This window comes from Pseudomonas svalbardensis, from assembly GCF_030053115.1.
In the GTDB taxonomy this organism is placed as follows: Bacteria; Pseudomonadota; Gammaproteobacteria; order Pseudomonadales; family Pseudomonadaceae; genus Aquipseudomonas; species Aquipseudomonas svalbardensis.
The window spans coordinates 5,493,647-5,513,317 of record NZ_CP125619.1 but is presented as its reverse complement, the minus strand read 5'-3'; the positions used below and the strand labels follow the sequence as shown (position 1 = coordinate 5,513,317).

Below are 19,671 nucleotides of genomic sequence, written 5' to 3'. Positions count from 1 at the left end.
TGAAGATTTCAATGCAAGTAATGCGTGGCTGGGCGACTCGATATGCGCCATGGGTCGGCCTGGTGAGCATCCTTGGCACAGCGCAGGATGCGTTGGCCGGCGATTACGAAGGCTCACCCCAGGTGGCCGAATTCGTCGGTGAAATGACCCGCGACTACGGTTTCGCCGGTGAACAACTGATGGGCGTGTTCCGCGAAGCCGAGCGCAAGCAGTCGATTCTGGACGCGATCTCGAAACCTGCCGAGCGGGTCAAGCAGTGGAACGAGTACCGCCCGATGTTCATCACCGACGCGCGCATCGCCCGTGGTGTGGACTTCTGGCGTCAGCACGAGGCGCTACTGGCTCGTGCCGAGCGGGAATACGGCGTGCCGGCGCAGGTTATTGTTTCGATCATCGGCGTTGAGACCTTTTTCGGCCGCAATACCGGCAATTTTCGGGTAATCGACGCCTTGTCGACCCTGGGTTTCGACTATCCTCCCCGTGCCGAATTTTTCCGCAAGGAATTGCGTGAGTTCCTGTTGCTGGCCCGGGAAGAGCAGGTCGATCCGCTGACGCTCAAAGGCTCTTACGCTGGCGCGATGGGTTTGCCGCAGTTCATGCCGAGCAGCTTTCGTGCCTATGCGGTGGACTTCGACGGTGACGGCCACATTAATATCTGGACCAATCCGGACGATGCCATTGGCAGCGTCGCCAGTTATTTCAAGCGTCACGGCTGGGTAGCCGGCGAACCGGTGGTCAGCCGCGCCGATGTGCGTGGCGATCAGGTGGACGAAGGTTTGACCACAGGCATCGAACCGACTAAAACCGTCGGGGAGTTGCGGGCGCTGGGGTGGTCAAGTCATGATGCGCTGCGCGATGATATGCCGGTCACGGCTTTCCGCCTGGAAGGTGACAATGGCCCCGAATACTGGATGGGTCTGACGAATTTTTACGCAATCACGCGTTATAACCGCAGCGTGATGTACGCCATGGCCGTACATCAACTGTCTGAACAGCTGGTCCAAGCACGGGGCGTCAAGTAATGCGGGCATTGCCTATGAATAAACCCCTGAAGCTGATGGCATTCGCCGCGTTGGCGGTGCTGGTCGCCAGTTGCTCGACCAGTCGCGCGCCGGCGCAAAAGTCTTCTCCCACCGCCGTGCGCGCAACGCCAGGCCTGGACATCAACCGCGCCCACAAGGATGGCGCGCCATGGTGGGATGTCGACGTCTCGCGCATCCCGGATGCCACGCCGACCCTGCACAGCGGTCCTTATAAAGCCAATCCGTACACCGTGCTGGGCAAGACTTACTTCCCGCAGCAGGAATCCAAGTCCTACGTCGCCTCCGGCACGGCTTCCTGGTATGGCACCAAGTTCCACGGTCAGAACACCGCCAATGGCGAGGTTTACGACCTGTACGGCATGAGTGCTGCTCACAAGACCTTGCCACTGCCAAGTTACGTTCGGGTGACCAACCTGGACAACAACAAGAGCGTAGTCCTGCGAGTCAACGACCGCGGGCCGTTCTACTCGGACCGAATCATCGACTTGTCCTACGCAGCGGCCAAGAAGCTCGGCTATGCCGAAACCGGTACCGCGCGGGTCAAGGTCGAAGGCATCGACCCGCAGCAATGGTGGGCAGCCAAAGGCCGTCCGGCGCCTTTGATGCTTAACGAGCCGCAAATCTCGCAAAATAGCGCTCCGACGATTACGGCTTCGGCCGGCACCGTCGAACAATGGACGCCACCGCCGCAGCAGCACGCCGCTGCCGTTGTGCCTGTGCCGATCGATGCAAAAAAAAACGCTTCTGTAGCAGCCTCTGGCCAGTATCTGCAGGTGGGCGCGTTCGCCAACCCGGACGCTGCAGAACTCCTGAGATCGAAGCTCAGCGGGATGGTGAGCGCTCCGGTGTTCATCAGTTCGATCGTGCGCAATCAACAGACGCTGCATCGGGTGCGCCTGGGGCCGATCGGCTCGCCGGGTGAAATCCAGCAAGTGCAGAACAGTGTGCGCCTGGCCAATCTCGGTTCGCCGAGCCTGGTCACTGCCGAGTAATACGTAGTACTTGATTGACGGTTCGCTTGCGGTTTGGGGGGTGGACCTGGTTGTTGGCTCGTTGAAGAACAAAAGCCCGGCAAGGGTCTGAGTGAACAGCTGAACACGCGATGACCCGTTAGAAGGTCATCTGATTAGTTTTGCCCTTGGGCAGTTTCCATTAGCGATTTCGAGAGACGGATGAACATCACCACCTTTGCCAAACGCCTGTGCCTGCTAGTCCCGCTGCTCCTCTCGCCTGCCGCTTTCGCGGTCGAGATGATGCCGTCGCCACCGCAACTGGCCGCCAAAGCCTACGTACTCATGGATGCCAGCAGCGGCAACGTGCTGGTAGAGAACAACGGTGACCAGCGTCTGCCTCCGGCTAGCCTGACCAAGCTGATGACCGCGTATATCGCGACCCTGGAAATCCGTCGTGGCCAGATCGGTGAAAACGATCCGGTGACCGTCAGCGAGAACGCCTGGCGTACCGGCGGTTCGCGGATGTTCATTAAGGTCGGCTCGCAAGTCACTGTCAGCGACCTGCTGCACGGCATCATCATTCAGTCGGGTAACGACGCCAGCGTTGCGCTCTCTGAGCACATCGCCGGCAGCGAAGACGCCTTCGCTGACATGATGAACAAAACCGTGGCCGATCTGGGCATGACCAACAGCCACTTCATGAACCCGACCGGTCTGCCGAACCCTGAGCACTACTCGTCGGCTCACGACATGGCCGTGCTGGCTCGCGCGATCATCCACGAAGACCCGGCTCACTACGCGATCTACTCGCAGAAAGAGTTCTTCTGGAACGGCATCAAGCAACCTAACCGTAACCTGCTGCTGTGGCGCGACAAGACGGTCGATGGCCTGAAAACCGGTCACACCGACGAAGCCGGCTACTGCATGGTGTCTTCGGCTGTACGTGATGGCATGCGCCTGATCGCCGTGGTGTTTGGCACCAACAGCGAAGTGGCTCGCGCCTCCGAAACCCAGAAGCTGCTGACTTACGGTTTCCGTTTCTTCGAAACCCAGACCTTCTATCAGAAAGGCGCCGAGCTGGCTCAGGCCCCTGTCTGGAAAGGCACCACCAATCAAGTCAAGGCCGGCCTGGCCCAAGACCTGACCATGACCCTGCCGAAAGGCCAGCTGAAAAAGCTCGCCGCCAGCATGACCATGAACCCGCAACTGATTGCGCCAATCGCCAAGGGCGACGTGATCGGTAAAGTCGAAGTGAAACTGGACGACAAGGTCGTGCACAGCGCTGATCTGATCGCTCTGGACGCGGTCGACGAGGGTGGTATCTTCCGCCGCATGTGGGATAGCATCCGTCTATTCTTCTACGGCTTGTTCAACTGAATTAGTGTGGACTTGCATGGCCCTGTTCCAATCCGGAACGGGGTCATGTCCGTTGCCACGGCTTACGAGGCCGTTACGCCATGACAGACACCGAAGTAAAGGCACCAAAGATCGAATTCCCCTGCGCGGATTACCCTATCAAGGTGATCGGCGACACAGGCGTGGGTTTCAAGGACAAGATCATCGAGATCCTTGAGAAACACGCGACCGTTGACCACAAGACCCTGGCCGAGCGCCAGAGTACCAACGGCAAGTACACGACCATCCAGCTGCACATCATCGCTACCGGTCAAGAACAGCTGTACGACATCAACAGCGAGTTGCGGGCTACCGGTTTCGTGCACATGGTGCTGTGATGTCTGCCGCGGTGGGCTTTCGCGAGCTCGGCCAGATGGCTTACGAGCCGGTCTGGCATGCCATGCAACGCTTCACCAACGAACGCGGCAGCGATGCCGCGGACGAGATCTGGCTGGTCGAGCATCCACCGGTTTTCACCCAGGGCCAGGCCGGCAAGGCCGAGCACGTGTTGCTGCCGGGGGATATTCCGGTGGTGAAGGTGGATCGCGGTGGTCAGGTGACTTATCACGGCCCCGGTCAATTGGTGGCCTACCTGTTGCTCGACGTACGCAAGCTGGGTTTCGGCGTGCGAGACCTGGTCAGCCGCATGGAGCAATGCCTGATCGAGTTGCTGGCCAGCTACGGCGTCACCGCCGTGGCCAAGCCGGATGCTCCGGGTGTCTACGTCAATGGGGCGAAAATCGCTTCTCTGGGTCTGCGGATCCGCCACGGTTGCTCCTTTCATGGACTGGCCCTGAACGTGGACATGAACCTGGAACCGTTTCGACGGATTAATCCCTGCGGCTACGCCGGGCTGGCGATGACCCAGCTGAGCGATCACGCAGGATCGATTGAATTTGCCGAGGTAAGTGCCCGGCTGCGCGCGCAGCTCGTCAAACACCTCGACTATGCTGAGCAGACGACCCTAACGGGCGGAATCGACTGATATGACTACTGATGCAGTGCAAACCATGATCCCGACGCTCGATGTCACCGAACGTCCGGCCCCGCGTGCCAAGGTTGAAGCCGGCGTCAAGCTGCGCGGCGCCGAGAAGGTTGCACGTATCCCGGTGAAGATCATTCCGACCACCGAGCTGCCGAAGAAACCCGACTGGATCCGCGTGCGCATCCCGGTTTCCCCGGAAGTCGACCGCATCAAGGCCCTGCTGCGCAAGCACAAGCTGCACAGTGTCTGCGAAGAGGCGTCCTGCCCGAACCTGGGCGAATGTTTCTCCGGCGGCACCGCGACCTTCATGATCATGGGTGACATCTGCACCCGTCGCTGCCCGTTCTGCGACGTTGGTCACGGTCGTCCGAAGCCACTGGACGTCAACGAGCCGGAAAGCCTGGCCATCGCCATCGCCGACCTGAAACTCAAGTACGTGGTGATCACCTCGGTTGACCGCGACGACCTGCGTGACGGCGGTGCCCAGCACTTTGCCGACTGCATCCGCGAGATCCGCAAGCTGTCGCCGAATGTGCAGCTCGAAACCCTGGTTCCGGACTACCGTGGCCGCATGGACGTTGCGCTGGAAATCACCGCTGCCGAGCCGCCGGATGTGTTCAACCACAACCTGGAAACCGTGCCGCGCCTGTACAAGGCTGCGCGTCCGGGTTCGGATTACCAGTGGTCGCTGACCCTGCTGCAACGCTTCAAGCAGATGATGCCGCACATTCCGACCAAGTCCGGCCTGATGCTGGGTCTGGGCGAGACCGACGAAGAAGTGATCGAAGTCATGAAACGCATGCGCGAACACGACATCGACATGCTGACCCTGGGCCAGTACCTGCAACCGTCCCGCAGCCACTTGCCGGTCCAGCGTTTCGTGCACCCGGACACCTTCGCCTGGTTCGCCGAGGAAGGTTACAAGATGGGCTTCAAGAACGTCGCTTCCGGCCCGCTGGTACGCTCCTCGTACCACGCCGACGAGCAGGCGAAACTGGTTAAAGCCGAGCTGATGTCGTCCTGATCAGCGGCTAGTAAAAAAGGCGCCCGCAACGTTTATCCGGCCTTGCGGGCATTTTTTTGCCTTGCCCTACGGCGATGACCGTCTTTTCCTGCAACTTGCGGGGCGACTGACCCTCTTCTGTTTGTCCCCGTTCCTGACTACTGTGTGCTTGACGCATTCACGCAGGGAGATTCATGGATGACCGTTCGACCGACTCACACCCTTTGTCCTCATGCACCCGTTCCGGCTTTACCGTCGCAAGGGCTGATTGGCGTTATTGCGCCCGCCGGTCCCGCAGCGCTGGACACCGACAAAGCCATCGCCTGGATGCGCGCTCGCGGATATTCACTGCGGGTTTTCTCTGGCGTGTACGAGAAAGATGATTACCTGGCCGGCAGTGATGATGTACGGCTCAATGACCTGCACGCAGCGTTCGCCGACAGTGAGGTCGACGCCATCATTTGCTTGCGTGGGGGTTACGGTACACCGCGGTTGCTGGATCGCATCGACTTTGAACTGCTACGCAACAATGCCAAGCCGTTCATCGGCTACAGCGACATCACTGCGCTGCACCTGGCGATCAGCCGTTATGCGGGCTTCGTGACCTTTCATGGCCCGATGCTCAACGCCGACCTGCTGGGTGACAAGCAAAAACCTACCGAGTCTTCGTTCTTCAACATGCTCAGAGGACAGGTGAAGGCTGGTAGCGTGTTGACGCACCCGGTGGCCTACCCGTTGACCACAATCGAGCCTGGTATCGCTCACGGGCGTTTGCTGGGGGGCAATCTGTCGCTGATCGCCGCGACCATGGGCACGCCGTATGAGATGGATGCCGAGGGCGTCATCCTGTTCATCGAGGACATTAACGAGCCGCTGTATCGCATTGACCGGCTGCTGACTCATCTGCGTCTGGCGGGCACGTTGAACAAACTGCGCGGGGTTCTGGTGGGGGATGTGGCGGGGGTAGATGGGGGTGCGCTGGAGTGTTTGCTCAAGCAGACCTTTGAGCCGTTGCGCATCCCGGTGCTGGCCGGGTGGCGCAGCGGGCATTGCGATCCGAACCTGACGTTACCGATGGGCGCGCTGGTGAGGCTGGATGCGGGGAACAAGGAGTTGGTGTTGGAGCAGGATGTGGTGGTCAAGGCTTAGAGCTTGGTCGTCTGATAGTCAGTCTTCGCGAGCAGGCTCGCTCCCACACTGATCTGCGTCGAATACAAATGCTGTATTTACTGAAGATCAAATGTGGGAGCGAGCCTGCTCGCGAAGCTTTTTTAGCGGTTACGCAGGCCTTCGAGTAACTTGTGCGTCGGATACCCATCCGCCGGCCAGCCAAACGACTGCTGGGCGCTGCGGATCGCCTTGCGGGTGTTGGCGCCGATAATGCCGTCAGCATTGCCAGCGTCATAGTTCTGCGCGCTCAGCAAGCTTTGCAGTTCGATCCGCTCGGTACGGCTCAGCGGCAAATCATCTTTCGGCCATGTGCCGTTGATCAGGCCGGCGCCGTTGAAACGCTCCGACAACAGGCTAACGGCCAAGGCGTAAGACGACGAGTTGTTGTACTTGAGGATCGCGCGGAAGTTGTCGAGGACCAGGAACGCCGGGCCACGGTAACCGGCCGGCAGCAACAGGGCGGCTGACAGGTGTTCGGAGCCTGGCGGAACCAGGCCGCCATTGGGCAGGGTGACACCCAGTTGCAGCCATTCAGCGACGCTCTTGCGAATCGTGCCATCGGCCAGGGCGTAGTTGAAACTGCCCGGAAGCTGCACTTCAAAGCCCCACGGCTGGCCTTTTTGCCAGCCTGAGCTTTGCAGGTAGTGCGCCGTCGAGGCCAGCGCGTCGGCCGGGCTGCCCCAGATGTCGCGGCGACCATCGCCATCGAAGTCCACGGCGTGGGTGTTGTAGGTGGTTGGGATGAACTGGGTCTGGCCCATGGCGCCGGCCCAGGAACCAAGCATTTTCTCAGGCTCGATATCACCCTGTTGCAGGATCTGCAGGGCGGCGATCAGTTGCGCGTGGGCAAACCCGGGACGCCGACCTTCATAGGCCAAGGTCGCCAGGGAATTAATCACCGACTTGTTGCCCTGGAACTGCCCGAAGTTACTTTCCATGCCCCACACCGAGACCAGTACCTGACGATCGACGCCGTAGCGCTGTTCGATGCTTTGCAGGATGTCGGCGTACTGGCTGACCAGCGCCTGGCCTTTGTGTACCCGCAGCGGCGAAAGGGCGCCGTCGAGGTATTCCCACACCGGACGGGAGAATTCTGGCTGGCTGCGGTCGGCACGGATCACGCTGGTGTCGAGGCTGACATTGGCGAAGGCGCGGTCGAACAGGTCGGCGCGGATACCGGCGGCCAGAGCGTCCTTGCGGAAACCCGCCTGCCATTCGGCGAAGGTCTGGGTGGGCTGGATGTCGAGGTTTTCACCGGTCGGAACCACGGGCGGAATGATCGCAGGGGCTGTCGCGACGGGTAGGGTCTGAAGCGGCTTGGCGTCGGCTGCGGTGGGTTTTTCCGCGCAGGCAACAAGCAAAATGAGGCTGGAGGCAGCTATCAGTTGGCGCAGGGGCCAACGACGGGAAATACAAAGGGGCATGCACGGGTCCAGAGAGTACGAATCAGGTGCAGACCTTAACATGTTGAGCGAGCGCTTGCCTTTCAGGCCGCCAGAAAGTAAGAAGCCTCCCAGCTATTAGGCTGGAAGGCTTCGCGGCGGTAGCTGCCTTTGCCCTTGCCGGCTGGTTCCTGACGGCTGCGGAACAGAGGCTGGGCGATGATGGATTTGGCCTTGTTGGGGCCATGCTTCGATGGCTTTTTGCTCATGATGATTTCTCGCAAGTGAGTGGGTTTTGCGGTGCAAATCATCGGACAGAGTGGGGCTTGTGTCTATAGGGCAAATGCAGGTGTGTTGTGTAGGACGGACGATCTTATTCGGCAGGCAACGTCAGCCGTTGGCCCGCCATCAACAACGACAATCGACTGAGGCTCATCCACGGCGAACCGGCGGCCTGGCCTTTGATCTGTGCGTCGATGCGCTGTGCTTCCAGCAACAACTGCGCCCAGCGTTGCGCCGAGTAGCGTTGCAGGGCTTTGCTCATCAATGGTTTGCGTTTGTCCCAGACCGGCGGTCGGGCAGAGCTGAAGGCTTTGTCCAGTGGCACGCCCTGGCTGTACTGCAGCGACAAGTTGGCCAGCAGGCGCAGCTCCCGGGCCAGCGCCCAGAGAATCACGGGTGGTTCGACGCCTTCACCGCGCAGCCCTTCGAGCATGCGCAGGGCATGAGCCGCTTCGCCGTTGAGAATCGCATCGGTCAGGCCAAAGACATCGAAGCGCGCACTGTCAGCGACGGCCGCTTGCACAGTTTCGACGGTGATCTGACCACCTTCGGCCATCAGTTTGAGCTTTTCGATTTCCTGGGCTGCTGCCAGCAGGTTGCCCTCGACCCGTGCGGCGATCAGTTCGACAGCGTCCTGGCTGGCGGAAAGCCCGGCCTGGGACAACCGTTGACGGATCCAGCTCGGCAACTGGTTGGCCTCTATCGGCCAGATTTGCACGAACTGGGTCTGCTGACCTTCGACCAGCGCCTTGCCCCACTTGGTTTTCTGCGCACTGCCATCAAGTTTCGGCAGGCTGATCAGCAACACCGTGTCTTCGGCGGGCCGTGAACAGTACTCGATAAACGCGGCAGCGCCTTTGTCTCCGGGTTTGCCGGACGGCAGACGCAGTTCCAGCAGGCGCTTTTCGGCGAACAGAGACATGCTCGCGCCGGCTTGCAGCAACGTTCCCCAGTCGAAACTGGCGTCGGCGGCGAAGACCTGGCGCTCGTCGAATCCCTGTTGGCGGGCGGCGGCACGAATGGCGTCGGCGGCTTCCTGACACAGCAGTGGGTCATCGCCACTGATGATGTAGACCGGCGCGAGGGCACCTTGCAGGTGTTTGGCGAGTTGGGCGGGGGCGAGTTTCATAGAAGAGGGCGAACGGGGCGCCTGAGCGCCCCGTAAGTCTTACTGCTGCGGCAGTTCGATTGGCGACTGGCGCGGCGTTTGCGCTTCAGCCTTCTGCGCCGCTTCCAATGCATCGGCTTCAGCCTTGGCTTTGGCGTTGGCGGTCTGTTGCATCTGATCCAGCTGAGCCGGAGTGAGCTGTTGCAGGCGCAGCATCATCCGTTGAACCAGTTCACGACGGGTTTCCTTGCGGGCGTCGTTGCCTTCCTGGTCGGAGCCCACGAGGTTGCTGCCGTCGTGGATAAAGATTTTTTGCACTTCCAGTTTGTCGCTCAGCAGCGTCAAGTTGCTCTCACCACGGATGTCGTAGTTCAGCACTGTGCTCACCTGATACTCGCCAGTACGACCGGCACCTGCGTAGCTGAGGATGCGTTGGCTTTCCTGCTCATCGGTCAGTACCAGCTTGTAAGGTGCGCCGCTGTAGACCTTGACGCCGCTGCTTTCCAGCACCTGACGCAGTTGTGTCACGACTTCGCCGTAGGCGTTGCGGGCACTCAGGTCGAGTTCCTTGATTGCCAGTTCATTGGTGCCGGTGCCGCGCAGCTGGAAACCGCAGGCGCTCAACAGGACCGCAAGGCCCATCACCAGCAAATTGCGTTTGATCATCTTGTTGCTCCCCTTGAAACCATGTGGGCCGATCTTGCGGCCCGAAAGGTTTTACTCGGCGCCAGGCATGACCTGGCACCTGATCCAATTAGCTGGCGACGATATTGACCAGTTTCCCGGGCACTACGATCACTTTACGAATGGTCAGACCGTCGACAAAACGCAGCACGTTCTCGTTGGCCCGTGCGGCGGCTTCGACTTCTTCGCGGCTGGCGCTGGCGGGCATTTCGATGTGGCCGCGCAGCTTGCCGTTGACCTGGATGACCAGTTGCAGGCTGTCCTGCACCAACGCGCTTTCGTCCAGCACCGGCCAAGCGGCGTCGATCACCGGGGCAGCGTGACCCAGGCGATGCCACAGCTCGTGGCTGATGTGCGGAGTGATTGGTGCCAGCAGCAAGACTACGGTTTCCAGACCTTCGTGAATCAATGCGCGATCCTGCCCGGTGCTTTGCGGGGCTTTTTCCAGCACGTTCATCAGCGTCATCACCTGAGCGATGGCGGTGTTGAATTTGTGGTTCTGGCCGACGTCGTGGCTGGCCTGCTTGATGGCCTGGTGGATCGAACGGCGAATGGCTTTCTGCTCGTCATTCAGGCCGGCGACGTCCAGTTTGCCCGGCAGGCCCTGAGTGACGTGGGCTTGAGCCAGGCGCCAGACGCGCTTGAGGAAGCGGTGCGAACCTTCTACACCAGAGTCGGACCATTCCGCGCTCATGTCGGGTGGCGAGGCGAACATCATGAACAGGCGGCAGGTATCTGCGCCGAACTGGTCGATCATCGACTGTGGGTCAACGCCGTTGTTCTTCGACTTGGCCATCTTCTCGGTGCCACCGATTTCCACCGGCAGGCCGTCTGCGATCAGCTTGGCGCTTATGACTTTGGCTTTGCTGTCGCGTTCGAGTTCGACGTCCGCCGGGTTGAACCACGTATAGGCACCGTTGGCTTCACGACGATAGTAAGTCTCGGCGATCACCATGCCTTGAGTCAGCAGGTTCTTGAACGGCTCGTTGGAACTCACCAGGCCTTCGTCGCGCATCAGCTTGTGGAAAAAGCGCGCGTAGAGCAGGTGAAGAATGGCGTGTTCGATACCGCCGATGTACTGATCCACCGGCAGCCAGTGGTCGGCCGCGGCTTTTTCCACCAGGCCGCCTTCATAGTGCGGCGAGGCGTAACGGGCGTAGTACCACGAGGACTCGACGAAGGTGTCCATGGTGTCGGTTTCACGCTTGGCCGGTGCGCCGCATTTCGGGCAGCTGCACTCGTAGAAGTCGGGCATGCGCGCCAGTGGCGAACCCGCGCCGTCCGGTACGACGTCTTCCGGCAGCACGACTGGCAATTGATCTTCCGGGACCGGCACATCGCCGCAGGTGTTGCAGTGGATGATCGGGATCGGGCAGCCCCAGTAGCGCTGGCGGCTGATGCCCCAGTCGCGCAGGCGGAACTGGGTACGCGAGGCGCCGAGGTTCTTCTTGATCAGCGCGACTTCGATGGCGTCGAAGGCACCTTCGAAGTCGAGGCCGTCGAACTCGCCGGAATTGATCAGCGTGCCGTGCTCGCCGTAGGCGTCTTGCCACGGGGATGGGTTAGTGCCGCCGGAGCTGGTACGCACTACCGATTTGATCGGCAGGTTGTACTGGGTGGCGAACTCGAAATCACGTTCGTCGTGCGCCGGGACGGCCATGACCGCGCCATCGCCATAGTGCATCAGCACGTAGTTGGCGACCCACACCGGGAGTTTCTCACCGGTCAGCGGATGCTCGACGAACAGCGAGGTCGGCAGGCCTTTTTTCTCTTGAGTGGCGACGTCGGCTTCGGCGACGCTGCCGCCCTTGCATTCAGCGATGAACGCTTGCAGCTCAGGGTTGTTCTGCGCGGCCAGGGTCGCCAAATGGTGTTCGGCGGCTACGGCAACGTAGGTCGCGCCCATCAAGGTGTCCGGACGGGTGGTGAAGACTTTCAGTACGCCGGCTTCGCCGATGGAATCGACGTTGTACGGGAACTGCACTTCCATGCCGCGGGATTTGCCGATCCAGTTGCGCTGCATGGTTTTGACCTGTTCAGGCCAGCCAGTCAGTTCGTCGAGGCTCTCCAGCAGCTCATCCGCGTAAGCGGTGATCTTGAAGTAGTACATCGGAATTTCGCGCTTTTCGATCAGCGCGCCAGAACGCCAGCCGCGACCGTCGATCACCTGTTCGTTGGCCAGAACGGTCTGATCGACCGGGTCCCAGTTCACGGTGCCGCTTTTTTTGTAAATCACGCCTTTTTCGAACAGGCGAGTGAACAGCCATTGTTCCCAGCGGTAGTAATCAGGCTTGCAGGTGGTGACTTCGCGGGACCAGTCCACCGCCAGGCCCAGGCTGCGCAGCTGGGTTTTCATGTAGGCGATGTTTTCGTAGGTCCACTTGGCGGGCGCTACGTTGTTCTTCATCGCGGCGTTTTCCGCCGGCATGCCGAAGGCGTCCCAACCCATGGGTTGCAGGACGTTCTTGCCTTGCATGCGCTGGTAGCGGGAGATCACGTCGCCGATGGTGTAGTTGCGCACATGCCCCATGTGTAGCTTGCCGCTGGGGTAAGGGAACATCGACAGGCAGTAGAAAGTCTCTTTGCCTGGCTGTTCACTGACTTCAAAGGACTTTTGCTCGTCCCAGAACGACTGGGCGGCGGCTTCGATTTCACGGGGCTGATATTGTTCGTGCATGGCTACTTTTGAACTGAATAGGGGTGGCCTAATCCTCTTCAATGCAACGCCGGACGGTGATCACGCCAAATCGGCGTTTCGGTGTCCAGGCGAGCTGGAAGTGGAGTTACAGGAAGCGCCGTAGCATACATGACCGCGCTCCACCGAGGGAAACCCTGATTACTGCTGCGGGTCGCCCAAAACCCGCTGCGAGGGCCGTTGGTCGCAGCGCTCAGCCGGTTTGTTCATGGAAGCTAAGCTCTAAATGGGGAGTGAGTCTTATCTTCAATGAGGTGAGGGATGGTTGAGTCACGGCAAAAAGTTACGAAACCGGAGCTGTACGAAAGACTGATCGATCGTCTGGGAATCGCCCTGGACGCGGCAAAAACCGCTGGCCGGTTACGCGATGAGCGTCCGCTGGAACTGGAATTGCGTGGCTTGAGCCCCGCAGAGTTTGCACTGGTCAAGGCGTATCTCGATCGCAGTGAACGTGAGACACACGGATGCTTGTCAGAAGCAGTGAAGCAACTCGACGCACCACGTTCGGCCAAGATCATCTGGCTCAAGGACAAGGTTCCCGGCAGGGACGCGGTAAAGGTCCGGTCTTTGCAATTCAAGTAAGGACACTGGAAGCAATGTCTGATGTATTTGTGAAGCATAATCCTTCCGCATTTGTTGTCGCATTGCGTCAACCCACTTAGGCTTCGGGCATCTTTTTGGAGATGCTCGATGCCTTTTCGATATTTCGTTAAACAACTCCTGTTGCCGCCCGGCATTCTTTTGCTGCTGTTGGTGCTTGCCTGGTGGTTGCGTCGCTCAAGACCGCGCCTTGCCGGGTTGTGCTTTGCGTTGGGCGTAGGTGGCTTCTGGCTGATGAGCCTGCCGGTGGTGGTGCAGTGGGGCGCCAAGGCGCTGGAGCGTGAAGCGCCGCTGGCTCGCGATGAATGGGCAACGCTGAGTCAGCGCGCCGATGCAATCGTGGTGCTCGGTTCGGGGCGTGAGCGGGGCGATCTTGCATGGGGCGCTGATCAGCCAACGGGCGTGGGCCTGGAACGCGAGCGCTATGCGGCGCGGCTGGCCAAGGCCTCCGGTTTGCCGATTCTGACCAGCGGAGGCCTGCATTACGGCACCCCGCCAACCGAAGCGAAATTGATGGCTGACTCGTTGCGCGATGATTTCGGCGTGACCGTGCGTTGGCAGGAAGGGCGCAGCCGCACGACCTGGGAAAACGCGCAGTTCAGCGCCGAGGTGTTGTTGCCGGAAGGGAACAAGCGCGTGGTCGTCGTGACTCAGGCCTGGCACATGCCGCGAGCGGTCTGGAGTTTCAACAAGGCAGGATTTGAAGTGGTGCCGGCGCCGGTGGGGTTTTTAGGCGTGGACAACGCCCGGCCACTGGGCGGCTGGATGCCGGAATTCAAGTCGATCTGGCAAAGCGGGCAGTTGTTGAATGAGGCGGTGGGGCAGATCGGGTATTCACTGTTTTACCGATGACCTGTGGCGAGGGGATAAATCCCCTCGCCACAAAAGCTGACTTAAACAGTCTTGGCCATCCGGTTCGCAACCAGCGCCCAGCCAAACAACAGCATGCAAACAATGATCAGCGGCCACGAACGCCATTCAAGATAAGGCGTCAGGTTGTGCATGGGCACCACTTCACCGTACAGAATGCCGCGTTCGAACTGCGGGATCTGCACGGTGATCTGGCCGAACGGGTTGATCAAACCGGTCACGCCGTTGTTGGTGGCGCGGATCATCCAGCGACCGGCCTCAAGCGCGCGCATCTGCGCCATCTGCAAGTGTTGCAGCGGGCCGATGGAGGTGCCGAACCAGGTGTCATTGCTGATGGTCAGCAGCAAATCGCTACGCGCCGCGAGGCTGGCGGCGAATTCCGGGTAAACCACTTCGTAGCAGATGAACGGCGCAATCTGATAGCCCTTGGCTTGCAGCATCGGCTGATCGGCAGGGCCACGGGCAAAGTCCGACATCGGCAGGTCGAAGAAAGCGATCAGCCCCCGTAACACTTCCTGCAACGGAACGTACTCGCCAAACGGCACAAGTTTCTGCTTGAGGTAAGTGCCATCGCCTTCACCCGCCACGGTAATACCGTTGAAGAAGCGCTTCTCGTGATGGACTTCCTGGCGGATCGGTACGCCGGTAATCAGCGCGGACTTACGCTCTGCGGCGAAGTTTCCCATCATGTTCAGGTAGCCCTCGGCGGACTCCTTGAGCACCGGAATGGCCGTTTCCGGCCAGATCAGCAAGTCGACCGGTTTCGAGCTGAAACTCATGTCGCGGTACAGCGCCAACTGCGCGTTGAGCTGCGTCGGGTCCCACTTCATGCTCTGTTCGATGTTGCCCTGAATCGCCGCGACACTCAGCGGAGCTCCCGCCGGGGTTGTCCAGGCGTGTTCCTTGAGCGCCATGCCGGCGATCCAAGGGCCGACCAGCAGCAACACACCCGCGGCGATGAAGCCTTTGCGGCCGGTGCGTACCAGACGCAAAGCGTTATAGATCAGCGCTGCCGTCAGGGCCAGAGTGAAGGAAATCAGCCACATCCCGCCGAGTGGTGCGAGCCCGGCCAACGGGCCGTCGAGCTGGCTGTAGCCGGAATAAAGCCAGGGGAAACCGGTCAGGAACCAGCCGCGAAAGGCTTCCTGACCGACCCACAACGCCGCAAACGCCAGGGCGTCGGCCAGCGGTGCTTCGTTACGCCGCAGCCAGCGCGCCCAGATCCAGGCGGGCAGGGCGAAGAACCAGGCAATCGCCGCCGTGAAGATCAGCATCAGGAAGCCGGCCAGCAGCACCGAAGCGCCGCCGAAGTGGTGAATGCTGTAGTAGATCCAACTGGTGCCAGCGCCAAACAGGCCGAAACCGAAACACCAGCCACGGCCCAGGGCCTGACGTGGGTTCAGTTCACGCAAGCCGGCATAGAAGAAACCGACCGCCAGCAACGCCAACGGCCAGAGATCGAACGGCGCCAGGGCCAGAGTGGTGATTGCACCGGCCACCACGGCCAGCAGGTTACCGGGCCAGCCGGGGCGGGTCAGACGATGCATTTCAATCCTTAGAATTACCGGGCGATAGGTGTCAGGCGCAGCAGGTGAATCCGACGGCTGTCGGCGTTCAGGATGCGGAAGCGATAAGGGCCGATTTCAGTGATTTCGTTGCGTTTTGGCAGGTGCCCGAACGCGCTCATCACCAGACCACCGACGGTGTCGAATTCGTCATCGGAGAATTGGCTGTCGAAGAACTCGTTGAAGTTCTCGATCGGCGTCAGGGCCTTGATCAGGAAATCACCGCTGGGCAGCGGCTTGATGTAGCTGTCTTCTTCGACGTCATGCTCGTCTTCGATGTCGCCGACGATTTGTTCCAGTACGTCTTCGATGGTCACCAGGCCCGCCACGCCGCCGTATTCGTCAATGACGATGGCCATGTGGTTGTGGTTGGCGCGGAACTCGCGCAGCAGCACATTCAGACGCTTGGACTCGGGCACGAAAGTGGCCGGGCGCAGCAGGTCCTTGATGTTGAAGCTGTCACCGTTCTCCTTGAGGATCAACGGCAGCAAGTCCTTGGCCAGCAACACGCCCATCACGTCATCGTGGCTTTCGCCGATCACCGGGTAGCGGGAGTGGGCCGAGTCGACCACGGCAGGCAGGAACTCGCGGGGTGTCTGGGTCGCCTTGATGCTGATCATCTGCGAGCGCGGGACCATGATGTCCCGTACTTGCAGGTCAGCAACCTGGATGGCGCCTTCGACGATGGCCAGCGCTTCGCTGTCCAGCAACTTGTTTTGGTGTGCATCGCGCAGCAGCTCCAGCAGCTCCTGGCGGTTCTTCGGCTCGTGGGCAAAAGCCTGGGTGAGCTTACCCAGCCATGACTTTTGCCCGTTGCTCGATCGATCTTCGCTCATAGCGATTACTCTGAATCCTTTGTTGTAACGATAGGGGATGTGTCTGTTTCGTCGTCCGCATACGGGTCGGGATAGCCCAACTCTGCAAGCAACGTTCGTTCCAGTGCTTCCATTTCTTCGGCTTCATCGTCATCTATATGGTCGTAACCCAACAGATGCAAGCAGCCGTGAATGACCAGATGAGCCCAATGGGCCTTGAGTGCCTTGCCTTGTTCAGCGGCTTCGCGCTCGACCACCGCCACGCAGATCACCAGATCGCCCAGTAGCGGGATATCCAGGAATTCGTCGGGAACGTCTGCGGGGAACGACAGAACGTTAGTGGCGTAATCCTTTTGCCGCCAGGTGTGATTGAGCTCACGACCTTCGGCTTCATCGACCAAACGGATGGTCATTTCGGAGTCGGCTGTGCGCTGGCGCAGCGCCAGTTCGCACCATTGGCGGAACTCGGCTTCGCTAGGGGCAGGCGCTTCGGTAGCCAGTTGCAGATCAAGCTCAAGCATCGCGGCGGCTATCCTTCGGGGCTTCATCGGCCACGCGATTCTCGAAGCGCTCGTAGGCTTCGACGATGCGTTGCACCAGTGGATGGCGCACAACGTCCTTGGGCTTGAAATGGGTGAAGCTGATGCCCGGCACGTCTTTAAGTACCTCGATCACATGGTGCAGCCCGGACTTGGTGCCTTTCGGCAGGTCGACCTGGGTGATGTCACCGGTGATGACCGCGGTAGAGCCGAAGCCGATCCGGGTCAGGAACATCTTCATTTGCTCGACGGTGGTGTTCTGGCTTTCGTCGAGGATGATGAAACTGTTGTTCAAGGTGCGACCGCGCATGTAGGCCAGCGGCGCAACTTCGATCACCTGGCGCTCGATCAGCTTGGCGACGTGTTCGAAGCCGAGCATTTCGTAGAGCGCGTCGTAGAGCGGGCGCAGGTACGGGTCGATCTTCTGCGACAAGTCACCGGGCAGGAAGCCGAGCTTTTCGCCCGCTTCAACCGCCGGACGTACCAGCAGGATGCGGCGAATCTGTTCGCGTTCCAGCGCGTCTACTGCGCAGGCAACGGCCAGATAAGTCTTGCCGGTACCGGCCGGGCCGATGCCGAAGTTGATGTCGTTGCCGAGGATTTCCTTCACGTAGCGCAACTGATTCAAGCCGCGAGGGCGAATCATGCCTTTTTTGGTGCGCAGGGCCACGGAGGGTTCGCCGGGGGAGACGTTGTCCAACTCTTCGACGGCCGATTCCTGCAGGAACAGGTGAACGATGTCCGGCGACAGCTCAGTACCCTTGGTTTCCCGGTACAGGCGGCGCAGGAGGTTTTCCGCGGAGGTGGTGTGTTTGGGTTCACCGATCAGTTCGAACTGGTTTCCGCGGTTGCGGATCTCGATGGTCAGGCGCTGTTCGATCAAGCGCAGATGCTCGTCGAATTGCCCGCACAGATTGGCGAAGCGGCGAGCCTCAAAGGGCTCGAGGATAAAACGATGTGGTTCTATGGGTGCGTTCAAGGTCGTATTTAGCCGCCCTGGGGCAATTAAGATGAAATCAAGGATAACGCCAGTGGCCTGGGTGCGAAAGGTCTTAAATATCGCAAGGCCAAACACCGTCCTTGTAGGAGCGAAGCTTGCTCGCGAAGAACGATAACGCGATCTGTAAGACAGACAGCGGCGTGGCCTTCGCGAGCAAGCATCGCTCCTACAGCAGCGAGCCCCGCAGCGAGTGCGGCTGGGCGGCGTCGATGTGCACGTCGGCAAACTGGCCAATCAGCGTGGGAGTGTCGCAGCGGAAGTTGACGATACGGTTATTCTCGGTCCGGCCTTGCAGTTCGCCGGGGTCTTTTTTCGAATAATCGGTCACCAGGATCCGCTGGATCGAACCGACCATTTGTCGGCTGATCTCGAAGCCTTGCTGGTTCAGGCGATGTTGCAGGGCGTTCAGGCGTTCTTTTTTCAGCTCTTCCGGCGTTTCGTCGGCCAGATCGGCAGCCGGAGTACCCGGGCGCTGGCTATAGACGAACGAGTAGGAGAAGTCGAAACCGACGTCTTCGATCAGCTTCATGGTCTGTTCGAAGTCTTTTTCGGTCTCACCCGGGAAGCCAACGATGAAGTCCGAGCTGATGCAAATCCCCGGCACGGCAGCACGCAGTTTGCGCAGTTTGGATTTGTATTCCAGCGCGGTGTGGTTGCGCTTCATCGCCGAAAGGATCCGGTCTGAACCCGATTGCACCGGCAAGTGCAGGTGTTTGACCAGTTCCGGCACGTCGGCGTGGGCCTGGATCAGGCTGTCGGAAAATTCCAGCGGGTGTGAGGTGGTGTAGCGGATGCGGTCGATGCCATCGACGGCGGCGACGACGCGGATCAGTTCGGCCAGGTCAGCCAAACGACCGTCATGAGTGGTCCCGCGATAGCCATTGACGTTCTGCCCCAGCAGGGTCACTTCGCGCACGCCGTTTTCAGCCAGGTGGATGATCTCGGCGATCACGTCATCGAAGGGGCGGCTGACTTCTTCGCCGCGGGTGTAAGGCACCACGCAGAACGTGCAGTACTTGCTGCAGCCTTCCATGACCGATACGTAGGCGCTTGGGCCATCGATGCGCGGCTCGGGCAAGTGGTCGAACTTTTCGATTTCCGGAAACGAGACGTCGACTTGCGGCAGCTTGGTAGCGCGGGCGGCGTCGATCATTTCCGGCAGGCGGTGCAGGGTCTGTGGGCCGAAGACCACGTCCACGTACGGTGCGCGATCGCGGATGGCCGCGCCTTCCTGGCTGGCCACGCAACCGCCAACGGCGATCACCATGTCCGGGTTGGCCAGTTTCAATTCGCGCCAGCGGCCAAGCTGGGAATACACCCGGTCCTGGGCGCGTTCGCGGATCGAGCAGGTATTGAGGAGGATCACGTCGGCATCTTCAGCGCGAGCGGTGACTTCCAGGGCCTGATGTTCGCCCAGCAGATCGACCATGCGCGAGCTGTCGTACTCGTTCATCTGGCAACCGTGGGTTTCGATGTAAAGCTTCTTGGCCATGGAAAGAGTCATCACGTGATTCAAAGAACCGCGCATTATAGGGAACATGACCCAAGGTTCCTACCGCTGTGCGTCCGGTGGCTATGCTAT

Annotated in this window: 19 protein-coding genes; 9 read left to right on the top strand and 10 right to left on the bottom strand. The window is 60.1% G+C overall.

The window, feature by feature from the left end; all coding sequences use genetic code 11:
- The first annotated feature begins 11 nt into the window (after window positions 1-11).
- The 7 genes from mltB (at window position 12) to QFX16_RS25460 (ending at window position 6,528) form a co-directional block, all read left to right on the top strand.
- Window positions 12-1,022, top strand: coding sequence for a lytic murein transglycosylase B (gene mltB, locus QFX16_RS25490; RefSeq protein ID WP_283181801.1), 1,011 nt, complete (start codon window positions 12-14; stop codon window positions 1,020-1,022).
- Window positions 1,022-2,035: a septal ring lytic transglycosylase RlpA family protein gene (locus QFX16_RS25485; RefSeq protein WP_283181800.1), complete on the top strand. Its 1,014-nt coding sequence runs from the start codon at window positions 1,022-1,024 to the stop codon at window positions 2,033-2,035. The genes mltB and QFX16_RS25485 overlap by 1 nt, the downstream gene beginning before the upstream one ends.
- Before the next feature lie 180 nt (window positions 2,036-2,215).
- Window positions 2,216-3,373: a D-alanyl-D-alanine carboxypeptidase family protein gene (locus tag QFX16_RS25480; protein WP_283181799.1), complete on the top strand. Its 1,158-nt coding sequence runs from the start codon at window positions 2,216-2,218 to the stop codon at window positions 3,371-3,373.
- Between the two features lie 80 nt (window positions 3,374-3,453).
- The gene (locus tag QFX16_RS25475; RefSeq protein ID WP_131063093.1) at window positions 3,454-3,729 is read left to right on the top strand and encodes a DUF493 domain-containing protein; all 276 of its coding nucleotides are present in this window, start codon (window positions 3,454-3,456) and stop codon (window positions 3,727-3,729) included.
- Entirely contained in the window at window positions 3,729-4,376 is a 648-nt protein-coding gene (lipB, locus tag QFX16_RS25470) for a lipoyl(octanoyl) transferase LipB (RefSeq protein WP_046048710.1), read from the top strand. Before QFX16_RS25475 ends, lipB begins: the two co-directional genes overlap by 1 nt.
- Window position 4,377: 1 nt before the next feature.
- Window positions 4,378-5,400, top strand: coding sequence for a lipoyl synthase (gene lipA / locus QFX16_RS25465; RefSeq protein ID WP_007946663.1), 1,023 nt, complete (start codon window positions 4,378-4,380; stop codon window positions 5,398-5,400).
- A gap of 177 nt (window positions 5,401-5,577) precedes the next feature.
- The gene (locus QFX16_RS25460) at window positions 5,578-6,528 is read left to right on the top strand and encodes a S66 peptidase family protein (RefSeq protein WP_283181798.1); all 951 of its coding nucleotides are present in this window, start codon (window positions 5,578-5,580) and stop codon (window positions 6,526-6,528) included.
- Between the two features lie 122 nt (window positions 6,529-6,650).
- Here QFX16_RS25460 and QFX16_RS25455 read toward each other — a convergent pair whose 3' ends face one another.
- From QFX16_RS25455 to leuS, 5 genes are all read right to left on the bottom strand, one after another.
- A complete protein-coding gene (locus QFX16_RS25455; RefSeq protein WP_283181797.1) occupies window positions 6,651-7,973 on the bottom strand; it encodes a lytic murein transglycosylase in 1,323 nt (440 codons plus the stop codon).
- Between the two features lie 62 nt (window positions 7,974-8,035).
- Window positions 8,036-8,200 carry an alternative ribosome rescue factor ArfA gene (arfA, locus tag QFX16_RS25450; RefSeq protein WP_283181796.1) on the bottom strand — a complete coding sequence of 55 codons (165 nt, stop codon included), beginning with the start codon at window positions 8,198-8,200 and terminating at the stop codon, window positions 8,036-8,038.
- A 104-nt stretch (window positions 8,201-8,304) separates the two neighbouring features.
- Window positions 8,305-9,342: a DNA polymerase III subunit delta gene (holA, locus tag QFX16_RS25445; protein ID WP_046055544.1), complete on the bottom strand. Its 1,038-nt coding sequence runs from the start codon at window positions 9,340-9,342 to the stop codon at window positions 8,305-8,307.
- A 39-nt stretch (window positions 9,343-9,381) separates the two neighbouring features.
- Window positions 9,382-9,987 (bottom strand): LPS-assembly lipoprotein LptE, encoded by a 606-nt coding sequence (locus QFX16_RS25440; RefSeq protein WP_283181795.1) that lies wholly within the window; start codon window positions 9,985-9,987, stop codon window positions 9,382-9,384.
- A gap of 88 nt (window positions 9,988-10,075) precedes the next feature.
- Complete coding sequence (gene leuS, locus QFX16_RS25435; RefSeq protein WP_283181794.1) at window positions 10,076-12,682, bottom strand: leucine--tRNA ligase; 2,607 nt, start codon at window positions 12,680-12,682, stop codon at window positions 10,076-10,078.
- 279 nt (window positions 12,683-12,961) lie between these two features.
- On the opposite strand from leuS, the gene QFX16_RS25430 reads away from it, so the two are divergent.
- Both QFX16_RS25430 and QFX16_RS25425 read left to right on the top strand, forming a co-directional pair.
- Window positions 12,962-13,282 carry a hypothetical protein gene (locus tag QFX16_RS25430; protein WP_008152848.1) on the top strand — a complete coding sequence of 107 codons (321 nt, stop codon included), beginning with the start codon at window positions 12,962-12,964 and terminating at the stop codon, window positions 13,280-13,282.
- A gap of 108 nt (window positions 13,283-13,390) precedes the next feature.
- A complete protein-coding gene (locus QFX16_RS25425; RefSeq protein WP_283181793.1) occupies window positions 13,391-14,152 on the top strand; it encodes a YdcF family protein in 762 nt (253 codons plus the stop codon).
- 41 nt (window positions 14,153-14,193) lie between these two features.
- On the opposite strand, the gene lnt is transcribed toward QFX16_RS25425, so the two are convergent.
- The 5 genes from lnt to miaB all read right to left on the bottom strand — a co-directional run bounded on the left by lnt (window position 14,194) and on the right by miaB (window position 19,581).
- Complete coding sequence (lnt, locus tag QFX16_RS25420) at window positions 14,194-15,717, bottom strand: apolipoprotein N-acyltransferase (protein ID WP_283181792.1); 1,524 nt, start codon at window positions 15,715-15,717, stop codon at window positions 14,194-14,196.
- A 14-nt stretch (window positions 15,718-15,731) separates the two neighbouring features.
- On the bottom strand, window positions 15,732-16,571 hold the full coding sequence (locus QFX16_RS25415) for a CorC family transporter (RefSeq protein ID WP_008152854.1): 840 nt from the start codon (window positions 16,569-16,571) through the stop codon (window positions 15,732-15,734).
- A gap of 5 nt (window positions 16,572-16,576) precedes the next feature.
- A complete protein-coding gene (gene ybeY / locus QFX16_RS25410; RefSeq protein ID WP_149628103.1) occupies window positions 16,577-17,071 on the bottom strand; it encodes an rRNA maturation RNase YbeY in 495 nt (164 codons plus the stop codon).
- A complete protein-coding gene (locus QFX16_RS25405; RefSeq protein ID WP_283181791.1) occupies window positions 17,064-18,068 on the bottom strand; it encodes a PhoH family protein in 1,005 nt (334 codons plus the stop codon). The genes ybeY and QFX16_RS25405 overlap by 8 nt, the downstream gene beginning before the upstream one ends.
- A gap of 187 nt (window positions 18,069-18,255) precedes the next feature.
- A complete protein-coding gene (gene miaB / locus QFX16_RS25400) occupies window positions 18,256-19,581 on the bottom strand; it encodes a tRNA (N6-isopentenyl adenosine(37)-C2)-methylthiotransferase MiaB (RefSeq protein ID WP_283181790.1) in 1,326 nt (441 codons plus the stop codon).
- Window positions 19,582-19,671: the final 90 nt, after the last annotated feature.